Here is a 16,069-nt window from a genome sequence, read left to right on the forward strand (position 1 = left end):
GGGGTGCGGCGGCGGGATTTCAGCCCCCAAGACCCTCCCACGCAGCAAAGGACCCGGCGGGCGGGGACAGGTACAGGCTGGGCACCCAGCCGTCGGGAATCGGGACGGTCGCCGCGTGGGTCCGGCCGTGGGCCAGCAGCTTCGGCAGGACGTGGGTGTGCGGACCCTCCGGGCTGCGGCCGTCGGGCGGCGGGATCGGCTGGCTGACTTCGATCCGGCCGAACGGGCCGATGAAGACGCGGTCGGGGCTGAGCGCCGGCAGGTCGGGGGGCAAGGGATTGCCCGGCGCCAGCAGCTCCGTCCCGACCACCGCGCGCAGGCGGGCGATGGTGGCGGGGTCGGCGCTGCGCACGCAGACGTCGGTCTGGAAGACGTCCAGCCCGAGGTCGAACAGCCGGGCGTCGCGGTCCGCTCCGGCGATGGCCTCGTGGTCGGGACCCAGCTCGGTCACCACGCGGCGCCGGTTCATCGCGGCGACGTGACGGGGCAGGCAGAGGGCCACGGCGAGGCTGCCGTTGCGCGTCCGGTAGGGCACCGCGCGGATGGCCGGCGTGGGGCGCAGGCGCAGCCCGCCGCGGGCGGTCCGCGCCTCCAGCTCCGGGCCGTCCACGTGCAGGGTGACGGGTTCGTCCGGGTCGCGGACGAACTCCGCGATGGCGCCGAACGCGCCGAGGCTCCAGCCGGTGGCCGGGTCGTTCAGCGCGTCGCGCAGCAGGGAAGGCATGTCGCTCATCAAGGGGTCTCCGGTTCGGAACGCGGGGATGGCAGGGCGTGCCAGGGAAGCAGGAAGGATTCGCCGCCGGCCGTGCCGCGGTGGACGGCGATGCCGTAGGCGGCGCGCAGATGGTCGTCGGTTAGCACCCGTGCGGGCGGTCCGTCGGCCAGCACGCCGCCGTCCGACAGCAGGATCAGCCGGTCGCAGAAGCGGGCGGCCAGGGTCAGGTCGTGCAACACCGCCACCACGCCGTTGCCCCGGCGGGCGGCGTCGCGCAGCAGCGCCATGCAGGCGAGCTGATGGCCGGGATCGAGCGCGGCGACCGGCTCGTCGGCCAGCAGCACGGGCGCCTCGGTCGCCAGGGCGCGGGCGAGCAGGACGCGCATCCGCTCGCCCCCCGACAGGGTGCCGACGATCCGCCCGCGCAGGTGGGCGGCGTCGGCGGTGGACAGCGCCCGCTCCACCGCCGCGCGGTCCGCCGCGGTGATCCCGCCCAGAGGGCCGCGGTGGGGAAGGCGGCCCAGCAGGACCAGCGCCTCGGCGCGCAGCGGCCAATGCACCGGGCCGCTCTGCGGCAGATAGGCGATGCTGCGGGCGAGCACCCGGCGCCCGGCCTGCGCCGCGGTCCGTCCGTCGAAGGTGACGCGGCCAGCCGCCGGTTCGGCGAGATCGGCGAGGAGGCGCAGCAGGGTGGTCTTGCCGGCGCCGTTCGGGCCGATCAGCCCGGTGAAGGCGCCGGGCTCGATGGTAACATTGACACCCGTCAGGATGGTGCGTCCGCCGGCTTTGGCGGACAGGCCGTGGGTTTCGATGCGCATCAGGCCTCCTCCCGCCGCAGCCGGGCGATCAGGACGATCAGGAAGGGCGCCCCGATCAGGGCGGTGACCACGCCCAGCTTCAGTTCCGGTCGCGTCGGCAGCAGCCGGACCGCGATGTCCGCGGCCAGCGTCAGGCACGCCCCGGCGAGGCCCGCCAGCAGCAGAAGCCGTCCGGGCCGCGCCCCGGCCAGCGGGCGCATCAGGTGCGGGGCCACCAGCCCGACGAAGCCCACGGCGCCGGTGACCGACACCGCGCTGCCCACCGCCAGCGCCGCCCCGGCGATCAGCCGGACGCGCAGCCCGGTGAGGTCGAAGCCCAGGCTGCGCGCCGCGTCCTCCCCCAGGGTCAGCGCGTCGAGCGCGCGGGCGCCGGACAGGCAGAGCGCCCAGCCCGCCAGCATCGGCGGCAGGACGAGCCAGAGCTGGTCGGTGCCGCGGTCGGCCAGCGACCCCATCAGCCAGAACACGATCTCCAGCGCCGCGTAGGGGTTGGGAGCGAGGTTGAGGGCCAGCGCGGTCAGCGACCCGGCGAGGCTGTTGATGGCGATGCCGCCGATGACCAGCGCCGTCGTTCCGGCCCCCCGCGCCGCCATCAGGTTCAGCAGCACCGCGGCGGTGGCCGCTCCGGCCATGCCGCCGAGCGGCAGGGCCAGCGACAGCGCGGCGGACAGGCCGCTGTAGAAGACGATCACCGCGCCCAGCGCCGCGGCGCTCGACACGCCGACCAGCCCTGGCTCGGCCAGCGGGTTGCGCAGCCAGCCCTGCATCGCTGCCCCGGTCAGCCCCAGGCTGAAGCCGACCAGCAGGCCCAGCAGGGCGCGCGGCAGGCGCAGTTCGCCCAGCACCAGCGCGGCCAGGGTCGGGCGACCGGCGAGCCAGTCGGACAAAGCGGCGCCCAGGTCGAACGGCACATAGCCGACCGCCGCCGACACCGCGCAGAGCACCAGCGCCAGACCCGTCAGCCCGGCGAGCAGGGCGGGGTAGGGGATGCGGGACTCCCACGTCGCAGCAACCGTCATGGCACGGCCTCCCGCGCAGCGGCCAGCCGTTCCGCGGCCTCGGCGGTCTGCGGGCCGGGGCAGGTCCACAGGCGGGAGGGCAGCGACAGCGTGCGGACCGGACGCTCCAAAGCCTTCAGGGCCGGGTGGTGCAGCAGGGCGCCGGCCAGCGACGGCGGCGCGTCGGGTGCGGCGTCGATGATCAGCACGTCCGCCCCGCCCAGAATGATGGCCTCCAGCGGCAGGGCGCCCTGGCTGCCCAGCGGCAGGCGGTCGGCCATGTTCTCCAGCCCGGCGCGGGCCAGGAGTTCGTCGACCAGCGCCCCGGACCCGGCGACGAAACCGTTGGGGCGCAGCACCACCGCGGTCGGGCGCTGTCCGGGCGCGGCGGGGGGCAGGGCGTCGAGGCGGGCGCGCAGGTCGGCGACCAGCGCCTCCCCCCGGTCCGGCTCGCCGACGGCGCGGGCGAGGCCGCGGATCTGCTCCACCACCCCCGCCACGCTCTGCGGGACGTCCAACTCCAGCAGCGGCGCGTCCAGCCGCGTCAGCAGCCCGACCGCGACCCGCGTGGTGTAGCGCCCGGCGACGATCAGGTCGGGGTTGAGCGGCAGGATTTCCTCCGCCGTCCCGTGGTTGACCGGCACCCCCGCCGCCAGCGCCGCGACGGTGGAGGCGCGGGGATCGCGCGCCAGCCACGTGACCGCGGCGAGGCGCTCCGGCCCGACGAGCCGCAACAGCAGCTCGTCGGCGCAGAGATTCAGGGAGACGATGCGCTGTGGTTTGATGGGCGGCTTTGCGGGCGGCGCCTCCCACGCCGCCGCCGGCCCTCCCGCGATCAGCAGGAGGGCGGCGGCCAGCCCGAGACGGAAGGGCCTCACAGCGACAGCCGCAGCCCGAGATACCCGGCCCGTCCCGGGGCGCCGTAGGTCCAGACCTCCTGGTACCGGCGGTCGAACAGGTTCTCCACGCGCCCGAAGAGTTCGACCCCCTCGGACAGCGCGTAGGACCCGGCCATGTTGACCAGCGTGTAGGGGGCGAGGCTCACGACCTGCCGGTTGTAGACGGGATCGTAGGCCCAGTCGCTGGACCGCCCGTTGTACACGACGCCGAGGTTGGCGTTCGCCCGGTCCTCCAGGAAGCGGTGGTTGACGGTCAGGCTGGCGAGCTGCTTGGGCCGGCGCACCAGCTCCGCCCCCGTGGAATCCGCGCCGTCGGTCCAGGTGTAGGAACCGCGCACGGTCAGCCGGTCCATCGGCTCCACCGACAGTCCAAGCTCGACGCCGCGGACGCGGGACTCGCCCGGCATGTTGACGGAGGTCCGCCCGGTGCCGGTGACCAGGTCGCGGATGCGCTGGTCGAACCACGTGCCGTCCACGGAGGCCCGCGTGCCCCACAGCGACTGGTCGAAGCCGGCGTCCCAGCCGCGCGCCCGTTCCGGCTTCAGGGTCGGGTTGCCGGCGTAGGTGGCGGTGTAGCCGTACAGCTCGAACAGGGTGGGGTTCTTGACGCCGGTGCCGTAGGAGGCGCGCAGCTTCGTCCCGCTCTCTTCAATCAGATAGGCCGCCGTGGTGCGCCAGGTGGTGGCGTCGCGGAACAGGTCGTTCGCGTCGTGGCGGACGCTGCCGGTCAGGGTCAGCCGGTCGAACAGCCCCAGCTTGTACTGGCCCACCAGCCCGGTGGAGCCGATGGAGCGGTCGAAGCTGGAGAAGCTGCTGCGGCTGATCGCCTTGTCCTCCTCATGCTCCACGGCGGCGGTCAGCACATGGTCGGCAGGGCCGCTGTTCAGAGTGAGGTTGGTCTGATAGTCGGCCTTGGTCTTGCGCCCGTCGTAGCGGCTGGTCACCGTCTTGGCGTCGTCGCGGTAATCGCGCTGCTGGCGGCCATGGGTCAGGCCGACGATGTGCTCCCACTTTCCGTCGAGAAGGGCGATCTTGCCCTGGACTCGCCCGAAATATTGCTCCCCGGCGGTGCTGGTCCCGTCATCGACGGCGCCGCGCCCGCCGACGAAACCGTCGGTGTCGGCGTGGAAGCGGGTGTAGCGGCCGGTCACCGCGATCTCGCTGCGCTCGGTCGGGCGGACGGCGGCGTTTCCGGTCAGCGTGCCGTTGCGGTAGCCGTCCTTCTCCGGGTTGCCGAGCCGCGTGTCGGCGACCGACACGCCGTCGCTGGTGACGCCCTGGCCGCTGAGGAACAGGTCGTAGCGGTCGGTCCCGGTGCCGAAGGAGGCCCGCCCGGCCGCGGTGCCGAAGGACCCGCCCTCCACGGCGGCGCGGAACCGGGGGGCGCCGGCGCCGCGGCGGGTCACGATGTTGACGACGCCGCCGACCGCGTCGGAGCCGTAAAGCGCGCTCTGCGGGCCGCGCAGCACCTCGACGCGCTCCACGTCGCCGGCCAGCAGGTTGGCGAAGTCGTATTCGGAGCCGGACGCCGGATCGTTCACCTCGATCCCGTCGATCAGGACGAGCGTCTGGTTGCCCTCCGACCCGCGGATGCGGAGCTGGGTCAGGGTGCCCATCGGGCCGGTGCGGTTGACGGCGACGCCGGGCACCGCGCGCAGCGCGTCGGACAGTAGACGGGTCTGGCGCTGCTCCAATTCCTGGCGGGTGATGACGGTCAGGGCGCTGCCGGTTTCCTCGGCGGCGGTGGGGACGCGGTTGGCGGTCACCGAGACCGGCGGAAGCATCGTGATGGTGGTGGAATCGGCGAAGGCCGACGTAGGGAAGGCCGACACGGGAAGGGCTAGGCTTCCCAGAAGGGCGGCGAAGGACGCCGTCCGGTGAAGACGGGGAACGCGGACACTCATTGAGACCTCAGGCGGGACGCCGGTGGCACGTCACCGCGAACGAAGTCCCACCGGACGCTCCGCGAACGGAGTCCCGGTTCGACGACCTTCGGTGCACCCCGCCCGAACGTGTTCGCGTGTGACCACGACTGACGGCAGGTCTCCTGGCTCGCGGGTTATCGTCGGCCCATCGCCTTCCCAGGATCGCGGTCCCAGTGGCATTCCGATGGACGACTCGCCGCTTACAGTTGCGGGGGCAGCCCCGGCGTAGAACCCTCGCACGGCCAATTGCCGCGGGGTCCGCACCGTGTTCCCATTTTCAGCCCTTTCGGGCAACCGTCGGGTGCGAAGCTACGCGGGCGGAACGGCTCCGGTCAAGCCGCAATCCGCCCGTCCTCGCCCGGCCGTTGTCAGAGCGTGGTTCTCGGCCCGATCGCCGCCCCATCCGGCATGGGCGGTACCATTTCCTTGCAATTGCCGACGCAATAGGTCTGCGCCTCGATCCGGCCGCCGCAGGATTTGTAGCAATCATTGTAATCGGAGGAGCAGGTGAGGTTGCTGTAGCAGCTGGGGTCCCGGTCGAAATCGCTGAACGTCTTGATCTTCTTCTTGTCCACATCTTTGGGCAAGGAACGGAGATAGGACTGATATTCGCCCTGGGCGCGGGTCGTCGCCTCGGCCCGGCAGGTCTGAACGGCCAGTTCCTTTGCGGATTGGCAGATCGTCTGTGCCTGCTTGCACTGGGCGACACAGAGCTTTCCCGCCTCGCTGACGGGTGGAAAATAGCTTGCGACCGTCTCGAAACGCGGGCCGCAACCGGCCAATCCGGCCGCCAGCAGGCAGCCGAGCAGAATGGAACGCCGCATCATTGTGGGTGTCCTGCCGTGAATTTCCGTCAATCGCTACGAACAACCCGCCGGTGCGGAATCATCCATGGGCAATGCGGAATTCGCAAAGCCGGCTCCCGTCTGGAAATCCGGCAACCCTTGGGCGATCAACCGGCTGGTGTCGGCGCCTGCGGCCTTCGCATCGATCACGGCCCGCAAAGGCCGCTTCCCCCTCTTGTCGACGGGCGGGGGCCTGACTACATGACGGTTGAGGTCCGGGCCCCTCTGGCAGCGTCGCCCGGCGCTGTGATGTCGGACTTCCCATAGAGCCGTTGTCTTGGCGCGGCCTTGCGGAAGCTGGCCCTGTTCTTCCCCCTGGGTCCCGCTCCCCCACAAGGTCCACCGCCGGACGACGGCACCCGACGGGCCTTTGGGAGACATCGACATGGACCGCACCGAACCAACATCCTGACCGACCGCCACGTCTCCACGGCAAACGATGGAGGCGGGTGTCCTGACGCGCCGCGGCCGAGCCGTCGTGTGCGCTTTTCCGGTGACCGCAGACCTTGCGGTCACGATTCCAGTCCGGGCCCCTCTGGCCGATGCGTCCCGCCGTGGCGCATCGGTGATGTCGGACTGCTCATGTGACGATCGAAGTCTCCGCTTGCGGGAGCGGAGGGCATGAAGCAAGGGACAGTTCCATGGACCAAATCGTTTTAATGTGGGCCGGCTTCGCCGTCTTCGTTGGCGTGCTTTTGGCCTTTGATCTTGGTGTATTTTCCAAGAAATCCCATGTGATCTCCGGCCGCGAGGCGCTGATGCGCTGCGCGGCCTATTCCACGCTGGCGATGATTTTCGCGGCTGGCGTCTTTCATTTCCAGGGCTCCGAGAAAGGGCTGGAGTTTCTGACCGGCTACCTGATCGAATACAGCCTGAGCGTCGACAACATCTTCGTCATCGCGCTGATCTTCACCCATTTCGCGGTGCCGCCGCAGTACCAGCACCGGGTGCTGTTCTGGGGCATCCTGGGCGCGCTGGTGATGCGCGGCGTGCTGATCGTGGCGGGCACGGCGCTGATCCAGGAATTCCACTGGATCATCTACATCTTCGGCGCCTTCCTGATCTTCAGCGGCATCAAGATGCTGATGTCGGTGGACGACGAGCCGGACATGGAGAACAACCGGATCGTCAAGTTCGTCCGCTCCCGCTTCCGCATGACCGACGGCTACGAGGGGCAGAAGTTCTTCGTGATGCGCGACGGCGTGCGGATGATGACGCCGCTGTTCCTCGTGCTGATTCTGATCGAGTTCACCGATCTGGTCTTCGCCGTGGACTCCATCCCGGCGGTCTTTTCGGTGACCACCGACCCGTTCATCGTCTGGACCTCCAACGTCTTCGCCATCCTCGGCCTGCGCGCCCTCTATTTCGCGTTGGCCTCAATCATCCACCGCTTCCATTACCTGAAATACGGCCTGTCGCTGGTTCTGGTGGTGGTCGGCGCCAAGATGATGATGGTGGACATCTACAAAATGCCGACGGCGGTGGCGCTGGGCATCACGGCCTTCCTGGTCGGTGGCTCCATCGTCTTCTCGATGCTGAAGACCCGCGCCGAATCGGCACCGGGTGCCGCGGACGGCGAGGCCCGCCGCTGGTGGGTGCCCGGCAGCCCGGCGAAGGGGGCCGGGGGCTCCACTCCGGCCTCCTCCAGCGAGGCGGCCGCGGTGTCCTCGGACGGCAAGGGCCAGTAAGACGCCCGCTTCACGGGCAGACGAAAAAGGCGGGGCGTCCGATCCGGTGGATCGGGCGCCCCGTGCGTTTCCGGGCGAGGGCATCCGCAAAAGTAGTAATACCGGCTGGGCAGCGACGATGATGTGGATGTGCGGGGTGGATCGCGCCCCGCTTGGCGGTTGACGCCAATCCTTTCCAACCCACGGAAGAGACATCCATGTTTGCCAGCACGCAGTTTATCGGCACGCAACCGTCCTCCATCTCCCTTTCCGCTCTCCCCGTCCCGTCGGGACCTTTGTCCGGCCTGCTTCATGCCGCCCGCGACGAACTCGTCGGCTTGGCGGCCGGCCGGGGGGTGGCGCTCTCCGTCGAATTCGACATGCCGGCGCTGGTGCGCGTCAACGAGGCGGCGGTGGCCGCGGGCTCCTGGGAGCCGATGCTTCCGGCGGCCCATCCGGCCTGCCGTTCCCTGACGCCGGCCAACGCCTTCTGGATCTGCGGGAGAGCCTCCTCCGGCGACGTGGTCACCGCCCAGGCCGGGCTGCTCTACGATTGCACGACGCAGTCCATCGGCGACCGCTTCAACGCCATGACGGTGTTCTACGACGAGCCCGCCGCGCAGGCTCCGGAGGGCGAATGGTGCACCTGCACGTCCGACACCGCCAACGGTACGCGGGGGCAGGTGGTGTGGACGAACGCGGGATGGACGCGACCCGATTTCCAGGGCCGCGGCCTGTTCCCGATTTGCCAGCGGGTGAACAAGCTGGCGGCGTGGCTGCTGTGGTCACCGACCTGGTTCATCTCGGTCGTCGATCCGGACATCGTTCCGGTCTGGGCGGAGCGGAAGATGGGGCCGCGCCACATCGACGACGAGCCGGCCATCACCTACAACCAGATCGGCCTGAAGACGCTGCCGATGCACCTCGTGCGCTTCAGCCGCGCGCAGTTCCTGGGCGATCTGGCGCAGCTCGCCGCGGACCTCGCCCAGGCGGCCTGAAGGGCCGGTTCATCCGGCTCAGGAATCGATCAGCGCCAGCAGGGCCTGACGGCGATGGCCCAGTGACCAGCCGAACAGGAGGTGCCGGTAATTGACGGGCGGCCGGGGAAGTCCGGTGATCACCAGATGGTTGTACACCGGCTCCCCGCCCTCCACCGCCTCCCGGTATTGCGCGTCGATGGCCTGGGCGTAGGCGCCGTGCACGTCTTCGAGGTGGGGCTTGCCGATGTTCTGGTCGGCCCAGCGGTCGCCGAAGACCCGGCGGGTCGGCTCCCCGATGTAGCGGAAGCACAGCGGTCCGCCGTCCCGCGCCGTCAGGATGACGCAACGCGGCAGCAGACCTGTGCTTTTCAGGTCGTCGTGCAGGCCCGGGCCGAAGGTCGGGTGCCGCTTCCACAAGGCGACCATGTCCTGGTGCCAGTCCAGCGCCGTTCGCAAGGGCTGGCGGTGGATGTCGACATGGGTTTCCGCCGGTTGCTGGGGCGGCGGGGCGCCGTGGCCGCCGCGCAGGATGTTCACCAAGCCACGGGCAAGCGGCCAGGACCTGCGGTCCCTGCCGGTGCGATCCTTCAAGGAAGCGGTCAGTGACGGCGTGATGGGCAAGGCGTCCGTCACTCCCCGACCCCTTTCCTCGGCGACAGAAACTCCGACGCCATCGCCTGATAGATCCGCCGCGCCGCGTCCAGGGCCACGCTTCCCGCCTTGGCTCCGGCGGCGAGCATCCGCTCGGTCGGCTTGCTCGGCAGGGCCTTCGGCATCGCCGCCTCGAAGGCGTCGGCCGCGCTGTCGAAGCGGGCGACGGCTTCCCGCAGCGCCATACGCTCCAGGACCGCCACGGCATCGTTCAGCAGAGGGGCCACCCTGTCGGCGCGGTTCCCCTGGTCGGCCATCGCGGTGCGGCACGCCCGCAATTTGGCGAGAACACCCTCCAAGCCTTGCGCGGGGGTCGCCGCCATGGCGTCCAGGGCTTGATGGAGGTCCGCGTCCCGCGCGGCGCGGTCCTGCGCCATCGTTTGCACATGCCGCTCCAGGCGGATCAACGCGTGATCGCGGTCGGGCGCGGGGGGCGCGGCTGGGCCGATGCCCGCATGATCGGCGGCGGATTGAAGCCGGTCGAGGAACAAGGCCACACCCTCCCCGAGGGCCAGGGCCTTGGTGTCCTCGACGATTCCCTCCTGGCAGAGGGCGTGGGCAAGGCGCGCCTCGCGCGCCGTCGTCAAGGGGAGCTGCCGGATCATCAGACTCGACAATTCGCGGATGCCGCCGTTCAGGAGGTCGAAGGCGTGGGGGCCGCTCGGCGGGTTGGCGACGATGTCGGACATCCGCTCCGCGGCCCGGGTGAACAGCGTGTCGCGCCGATCGAACGCCGTGTTCAGATCGAGAGCGGCGTCCGACCCGCCGCCGCCGTTCGGTCGTCCAGAGCGCATCCTGCCTGCCTTTCCGTGGTCCTGAAGACGATGGCCCGCCAATTCTGGTCTGTCCGCCGCAGGGCACGCCTCAACGGATGGGCATGGCAGTATTTCACAATGCGGAGTTGTCAACAACCCGTGCGTTCAATTGTTCGGGATGTGTGCGCTGAATGAATGCGCATCAAAGCTGTGACCGGGATCGTTGCGGCCGACGTGCCGTGGACACTTCATCATCATGACGACGCTCTCCCCTTGTTCGGTGCGTCGCCCTTTCCATATACCATCCCAGTGGATGGTTATAGGATGGTGGAGGGATGTCTGAGAACGCCCGCGATCAGAAGCCGAAGGCCGGGGACAGCGAGAAGATCACGATCAATCTCGGCTATGTCGATCTCGGCCACATCGATCTGCTGGTGCAGGAGGGATTCTACGCGAACCGCACGGACCTCATCCGCACCGCCATCCGCAACCAGATCGACCGCCATGGCGACGCCTTGCGGCAGGCGGTGACGCGCAAGCGCGTCGATCTCGGCCTGCGCCATTACAGCCGCAGCGATCTGGAGGCGGCACGGGATGCCGGGGAGATGCTCGACATCCGTGTCCTCGGGCTGGCCACGATCGCCCAGGACGTCACCCCGGACCTCGCCCGCGCCACCATCGCTTCGATCGCCGTGCTGGGGGCGCTGCACGCCAGCAGCGCCGTCAAGGCGGCTCTTGCGGACCGCATGCGCTGAAGGCGCAAGGCCGCATTTCCGAAAGACGATTTCCGAAAGACGACGGGCGGGGCCATCCCGAACGCCCCCGTCCGAGCACAGAAAGCACCCGACATGACCGACCACATCCCTGCCGGAATGGCCGAGGCGTTGCGCCTCACCCGGGCCGGCGACCTCACCGGGGCAACCGCCCTCATTCAACGCCTGCTGCGGGGGACGTCCGGGACGTCCGACGCGCCTCCCGGTGCCGGCCCGACCGTCATCGACGTCGAGCCGCTGCGGGTGGACACCCCGCCGGACCTTCCGGACGCGCCGCCGCGCCACGCCGCGGCCTTCAAGCCCGCCGGCGCCTTTACCGGGCGGCTCCATCCCGGACCGCGGGTTGGCCTGGGCGAGACGCTGCGCGGCCTCGCCGCCCGCGCCATGCCGGGGGGACTCGACCTTGGGATGGGCGGCGTTGCCCGTCCGGCCGCCGATCCGTTGCCGGACGGCGCCTCCTTCACCGCGGCGTCCCATGGGAACGCGGCCGGGACGCGCTCCTACAAGCTTTACGTTCCGGCCAACCGCCGCGACGGGCAGCCGCTTCCGCTGGTGGTGATGCTGCATGGCTGCACCCAGTCGCCGGACGATTTCGCCGCGGGCACCCGGATGAACCAACTGGCGGAAGAGCATGGCTGTCTGGTCGTCTACCCGGAGCAGCCGTCCTCGGCCAACGCCCAACGGTGCTGGAACTGGTTCAACCCCGCCGACCAGCGGCGCGGCGACGGCGAGCCCTCGCTGATCGCGGGGATCACCAGACGGGTCATGAGCGACCATGCCGTCGACGCCGACCGCGTGTTCGTCGCCGGGCTCTCGGCCGGCGGCGCGGCGGCGGTCATCCTGGGAGCGGCCTATCCCGATCTCTACGCCGCCGTCGGGGTGCATTCCGGCCTTCCCCAGGGCGCCGCTCATGACCTTCCCTCCGCTTTTGCCGCCATGCGTCAGGGTGGTGGAGCGACGGGACGGTCGTTCGCCCGGCCGGTGCCGACCATTGTCTTTCACGGCGACCGCGACAGCACGGTTCATCCGCGCAACGCCGACGACGTGATCGCGCAATCCGGGGCGAGTGCTGCGGGGGCGCGGACGACGGTGGAGCATGGCCAGGTACCGGGTGGGCACGGCTACACCCGTCGCCTCCACATGGATGCCTCCGGTCATGCGCTGTGCGAGCAGTGGACCATCCGGGGCGCCGGACACGCCTGGGCGGGAGGCAGCCCAGCCGGTTCCTACACCGACCCGCGGGGGCCGGACGCTTCGCGGGAAATGCTGCGATTCTTCCTCGAAAACCCGCGACGCCGCTCATCCGCGTCGTAAAGGCCGCTGAAAAGGGCGTTTACGATCACATGGAAACTTAGTGCGCTTACCGGCCGTGCGTCCGGAAGAACCCGTTGAGCGCATCGAACGGTTCGGCCTCGCCGAGGGCGTCGAAGCGCCCGTGGTCGACCAGCATGCGCGCCGCCCGCAGGAAGCCGCCCCAGGCGGCGCGGTTGAGGCCGCTGCCCAGGCTGATGCGCCGGACGCCCAGGGCGGCGATCTGCTCCACCGACAGGCCGATGGGGGACGAGACCAGCAGGTTGAGCGGCTTCGGATCAACGGCGTCGACCGCCGCCTTGATGACGTCCAGGGTCCGCAAGCCCGGTGCGTAGAGGACATCGGCTCCCGCCGCGGCGTAAGCCGGCAAGCGACGCAACGCCTCCTCGACGGCCGCCGGATGATCCACCAGCAGGGACTCGCAACGTGCGGTCAGGAGGACGCCGGTTCCCCGCAGCGCCTCCGCCGCCGCGGCCACCCGCTCGACGGCGTGCTGGAAATCGTACAGCGGCTTCGCCGGGTCGCCCGTGGCATCCTCAATGGACAGGCCCGCCACGCCGGTGTCGGCGCACAGGCGCACGTTGCGTGCCAGCCCCTCGCAGTCATGGGCGTAGCCGGACTCGAAGTCGGCGTTCACCGGAAGGTCGGTCGCCCGGACCATGTCGGCGATGTGGGCCAGCATGTCGCCGCACGGCACCGCCCAATCGGTGTCGGGAAGCCCCTGCGCGAAGGCGAAGCCCGCCGAGGTGGTGGCCAAGGCGTGGAATCCCAGATGCTTCAGCATCACGGCGCTTCCGACGTCCCACGGATTGGGAATGACGAAGCAGCCGGACTGGTGAAGGTCGGCGAAAGCGGCACGGGCTTGGTCGTGGTCAGCCATCACAGGCTCCCTCCAGGGCGACGGATCAACCTCGGCGGGCTGACGATGGGAGGATACGCTTCCGCTCCGACGTCGTCCAATTGCGGGGCGAAGGCGTCGCCTCGTTTCCCTTTGGCTTCAGCGGCAGCAGAATCCTTGATGGGTGACTCTTTGCGTCGCGAGAACCGCCTCCGACTCCTGTTGCAGGATGGTGGCCGAGCTATTCCAGCCATCGGCGGCACCATCATCCCACGGGGAAGGCGTTCATGTCGGAACAAGCACTGAAGGAACTCTTCATCAAGGAGTTGCAGGACACCTACAGCTCGGAAACACAGATCATCGAAGCCCTGCCGGCAATGGTCGAAGCCGCCTCGTCGCCCCAGCTCAAGCAGGCTTTTGAAACCCATCTGCGCGAGACCGACGGTCAGGTCAGACGCCTGGAGCAGATCTTCCAGATCCTCCAGGCAGAACCGGGCGGGAACACATGCGAGGCGACCCAGGGCCTGATCGAGGAAGCCGAGGAGATCATCGACGAGGGCCTCCCGGCGGAAGTGCTCGATGTCGCGCTCATCATGGCGGCGCAAAAGGTCGAGCATTATGAGATCGCCAGCTACGGCTCGCTGAGGACATTGGCCGAGACCTGCGGCATGACCGACATCGCCCGTCTGCTCGAACAGACCCTCGAAGAGGAAAAGGCAACCGATCAGAAACTCAACCAACTCGCCGAGGGCGACATCAACATGCGTGCCTTCAGGGCGGCGTAGGACGCGGCCGCAGTTTCCGTTGTGGAACTGCGGCCCCCTCCCCGGGCGATACGGGCGAACCCACCGCCAGACCGGTGTGTTGTCACTCTCCGCAGGAAGGGTGGATCATGAGTGGCATTGCAGGCTTCGCCGGCTCGATCCGGGCGGTTGTGATCGGGGCGAGCGGCGGCATCGGCGCCGCCGTGACGCACCGATTGCTTGCCGATCCCGGGGTGACGGAGGTGTTGGCCTTGTCCCGCCGCCCGGTCGCGCCGGCGGGCAAGCTGCGCACCGGCTTCCTCGATCTTGCCGATGAGTCCTCCATCATCGATGCGGCGGCTTTGGCCGAAGCGGTCGATCTCGTTTTCATCGCCAGCGGCCTGCTGCACCAGGATGCGGTGCAACCGGAGAAGAGTTGGCGCACGCTGGATCCGATGGCCATGGCGCGGCTGTTCCAGATCAACGCCATCGGCCCGGCGCTGGTCGCCAAGCACTTCCTGCCACGGACGCCGCGGCACGGACGGGCGGTCTTCGCGGCTCTCTCCGCGAAAGTCGGCAGCATTACCGACAACCGGCTTGGCGGTTGGTATGGCTACCGGGCATCCAAGGCGGCGCTCAATCAGATCATTCGCACCACAGCCATCGAACTGGCGCGTTCGCGACCGGACGCGATCTGCGTCACGCTGCATCCGGGCACCGTCGACACCCCCCTATCGCAACCGTTCCAAGCCGCCGTGGCCCGGGACCGGCTGTTCACCCCTGCGGTTGCCGCCGCCCACCTGCTCGGCGTCCTTGGTGGGTTGACGCCGATGGACAGTGGCGGGCTGTTCGCATGGGACGGTCGGCGGCTGCCCTACTGAACGATCGCCATGACAGCCACCCCACTATGACCAACCGGCCCACTATGACCAATCGGTTTGCCGACAGTCCCAAGGGTGCTCCGGCGGGCCGGGTTCTCCACAGCTCCTGAATCATGCCCTGGAGTGAACCATGTCAGTTCGGGGGGCATCTTGCGCTTTCATCGATGGGAGGGTGAAGCAGACGACGGAGGAAATGAGCGCGGAAAGATTGAGTCCAAGCTCAAGCTGAACCAGAAGACGGCATATTTTGTTGATGCGAAGACTTTCTTTATAATGCGGACGCATTTTTGCTCGACTGCGAGTGGCCTGTTTATGTCACAGGAATCGCGGCCGTTAGTAAAATATTTACCAAGATTCTTATTTTTCCGTTAAGCGGACCACCTCAACCTTTGGGCTAAGACATTGGTCTAGAGTTCCATGAGGTCCGAGATGGCTGCCGAAACTACCGAACTGATGGACGTCACCTTCACGGTGAACGCCTGGGGCGCTCCCGCAGGCGGAAAGTGGCCGCATTTCGTGCTGCGGCTGGATGGGGTTGAAATCGGGCAGGCGACCGTCGCGTCGGCGTCGCTGGGCCGCTACACCTTCAACGCCCGCGTTCCGGCCGACAAGGCCCACAAGCTTCAGCTTCAGTACGACAACGACGGCTCCGTGAATGGGGAGGACCGCAACCTCTTCGTCAAATCGTTCGAGGTGAACGGGAAACCGATCCTCAGCATCGACCCGCTGGTGACCTACGACACCGGCGACATCGACGGCAAGAACGTCATCGCCGGGCAGACCGAGATGTACTGGCGCGGCGCGCTGAACGTCGATCTGCCCAAGACCATGTTCGCCAGCGCGCAGGAGCCCGAGCCCGAAGCGCCGGCCACCATGACGACCGAGATCGTCGTGAAGGCCTGGGGCGCCGCCGCCAACGGCACGCCTCCGCATTTCAAGCTTCTGGTGGACGACAAGGTGGTCGGCGACGCCTGGGTCAGCGCGACCAGCCCGACCGGCTACACCTTCAAGGTCGATGTCGACCCCCATGAGGCCCACAAGATCCAGATCCATTACGACAACGACGCCACCGTCAACGGCCAGGACCGCAACCTCTTCGTCCAGGGCATCACCATCGACGGGCAGGAGATCAAATCGACCGACCCGCTCGCCTCCTACGACAAGGGACCGGTGGACGGCAAGTTCGTGGTCGCGGGCCAGGAAGGGCTGTTCTGGGGCGGTGCCCTGACCTTCGGCGTGCCGGAGGAGTATTTCGACGGCCCCTACGTCC

General features: G+C 68.8%; 16 protein-coding genes and 1 riboswitch. Of the genes, 7 read left to right on the top strand and 9 right to left on the bottom strand.

Annotated elements, in window-relative coordinates; translation table 11 throughout:
• Nucleotides 1–19 precede the first annotated feature (19 nt).
• The 6 genes from Q4I23_RS09175 to Q4I23_RS09200 form a co-directional block, all read right to left on the bottom strand.
• Nucleotides 20–733, bottom strand: coding sequence for a DUF6925 family protein (locus Q4I23_RS09175; protein ID WP_498526016.1), 714 nt, complete (start codon nt 731–733; stop codon nt 20–22).
• Nucleotides 733–1,533: an ABC transporter ATP-binding protein gene (locus tag Q4I23_RS09180; RefSeq protein ID WP_498526017.1), complete on the bottom strand. Its 801-nt coding sequence runs from the start codon at nt 1,531–1,533 to the stop codon at nt 733–735. Before Q4I23_RS09180 ends, Q4I23_RS09175 begins: the two co-directional genes overlap by 1 nt.
• Nucleotides 1,533–2,552, bottom strand: coding sequence for a FecCD family ABC transporter permease (locus Q4I23_RS09185; protein ID WP_498526018.1), 1,020 nt, complete (start codon nt 2,550–2,552; stop codon nt 1,533–1,535). Before Q4I23_RS09185 ends, Q4I23_RS09180 begins: the two co-directional genes overlap by 1 nt.
• Nucleotides 2,549–3,409 (bottom strand): ABC transporter substrate-binding protein, encoded by an 861-nt coding sequence (locus tag Q4I23_RS09190; protein ID WP_498526019.1) that lies wholly within the window; start codon nt 3,407–3,409, stop codon nt 2,549–2,551. The genes Q4I23_RS09185 and Q4I23_RS09190 overlap by 4 nt, the downstream gene beginning before the upstream one ends.
• Nucleotides 3,406–5,334 carry a TonB-dependent receptor plug domain-containing protein gene (locus tag Q4I23_RS09195; protein WP_498526020.1) on the bottom strand — a complete coding sequence of 643 codons (1,929 nt, stop codon included), beginning with the start codon at nt 5,332–5,334 and terminating at the stop codon, nt 3,406–3,408. Before Q4I23_RS09195 ends, Q4I23_RS09190 begins: the two co-directional genes overlap by 4 nt.
• A 116-nt stretch (nt 5,335–5,450) precedes the next feature.
• Nucleotides 5,451–5,669, bottom strand: a riboswitch (cobalamin riboswitch).
• 54 nt (nt 5,670–5,723) lie between these two features.
• The gene (locus tag Q4I23_RS09200) at nt 5,724–6,182 is read right to left on the bottom strand and encodes an Aq_678 family protein (protein WP_454017212.1); all 459 of its coding nucleotides are present in this window, start codon (nt 6,180–6,182) and stop codon (nt 5,724–5,726) included.
• A 659-nt stretch (nt 6,183–6,841) separates the two neighbouring features.
• Between Q4I23_RS09200 and Q4I23_RS09205 the strand changes: the two genes are divergently transcribed.
• Nucleotides 6,842–7,888 (top strand): TerC family protein, encoded by a 1,047-nt coding sequence (locus Q4I23_RS09205; RefSeq protein ID WP_454017211.1) that lies wholly within the window; start codon nt 6,842–6,844, stop codon nt 7,886–7,888.
• 197 nt (nt 7,889–8,085) lie between these two features.
• Entirely contained in the window at nt 8,086–8,865 is a 780-nt protein-coding gene (locus tag Q4I23_RS09210; RefSeq protein WP_498526021.1) for a hypothetical protein, read from the top strand.
• 18 nt (nt 8,866–8,883) lie between these two features.
• Here Q4I23_RS09210 and Q4I23_RS09215 read toward each other — a convergent pair whose 3' ends face one another.
• Nucleotides 8,884–9,480 (bottom strand): hypothetical protein, encoded by a 597-nt coding sequence (locus tag Q4I23_RS09215; RefSeq protein ID WP_454017209.1) that lies wholly within the window; start codon nt 9,478–9,480, stop codon nt 8,884–8,886.
• Entirely contained in the window at nt 9,477–10,292 is an 816-nt protein-coding gene (locus Q4I23_RS09220) for a hypothetical protein (RefSeq protein WP_498526022.1), read from the bottom strand. Before Q4I23_RS09220 ends, Q4I23_RS09215 begins: the two co-directional genes overlap by 4 nt.
• Before the next feature lie 296 nt (nt 10,293–10,588).
• Between Q4I23_RS09220 and Q4I23_RS09225 the strand changes: the two genes are divergently transcribed.
• Nucleotides 10,589–11,008, top strand: coding sequence for a ribbon-helix-helix domain-containing protein (locus Q4I23_RS09225; protein WP_498526023.1), 420 nt, complete (start codon nt 10,589–10,591; stop codon nt 11,006–11,008).
• 93 nt (nt 11,009–11,101) lie between these two features.
• A complete protein-coding gene (locus Q4I23_RS09230) occupies nt 11,102–12,340 on the top strand; it encodes an extracellular catalytic domain type 1 short-chain-length polyhydroxyalkanoate depolymerase (RefSeq protein WP_498526024.1) in 1,239 nt (412 codons plus the stop codon).
• A 46-nt stretch (nt 12,341–12,386) separates the two neighbouring features.
• Here the strand turns inward: Q4I23_RS09230 and Q4I23_RS09235 are convergent, their stop codons facing one another.
• Nucleotides 12,387–13,217 (bottom strand): isocitrate lyase/PEP mutase family protein, encoded by an 831-nt coding sequence (locus tag Q4I23_RS09235; protein WP_498526025.1) that lies wholly within the window; start codon nt 13,215–13,217, stop codon nt 12,387–12,389.
• A gap of 245 nt (nt 13,218–13,462) precedes the next feature.
• Between Q4I23_RS09235 and Q4I23_RS09240 the strand changes: the two genes are divergently transcribed.
• From Q4I23_RS09240 to Q4I23_RS09250, 3 genes are all read left to right on the top strand, one after another.
• On the top strand, nt 13,463–13,960 hold the full coding sequence (locus tag Q4I23_RS09240; RefSeq protein WP_454017205.1) for a YciE/YciF ferroxidase family protein: 498 nt from the start codon (nt 13,463–13,465) through the stop codon (nt 13,958–13,960).
• A gap of 107 nt (nt 13,961–14,067) precedes the next feature.
• Nucleotides 14,068–14,799 carry an SDR family NAD(P)-dependent oxidoreductase gene (locus Q4I23_RS09245; protein ID WP_498526026.1) on the top strand — a complete coding sequence of 244 codons (732 nt, stop codon included), beginning with the start codon at nt 14,068–14,070 and terminating at the stop codon, nt 14,797–14,799.
• Between the two features lie 429 nt (nt 14,800–15,228).
• Nucleotides 15,229–16,069: carbohydrate-binding domain-containing protein (locus tag Q4I23_RS09250; protein WP_498526027.1), on the top strand; the 841-nt coding region annotated here is incomplete at its 3' end.

This window comes from Azospirillum sp. UFLA03-27, from assembly GCF_059803775.1.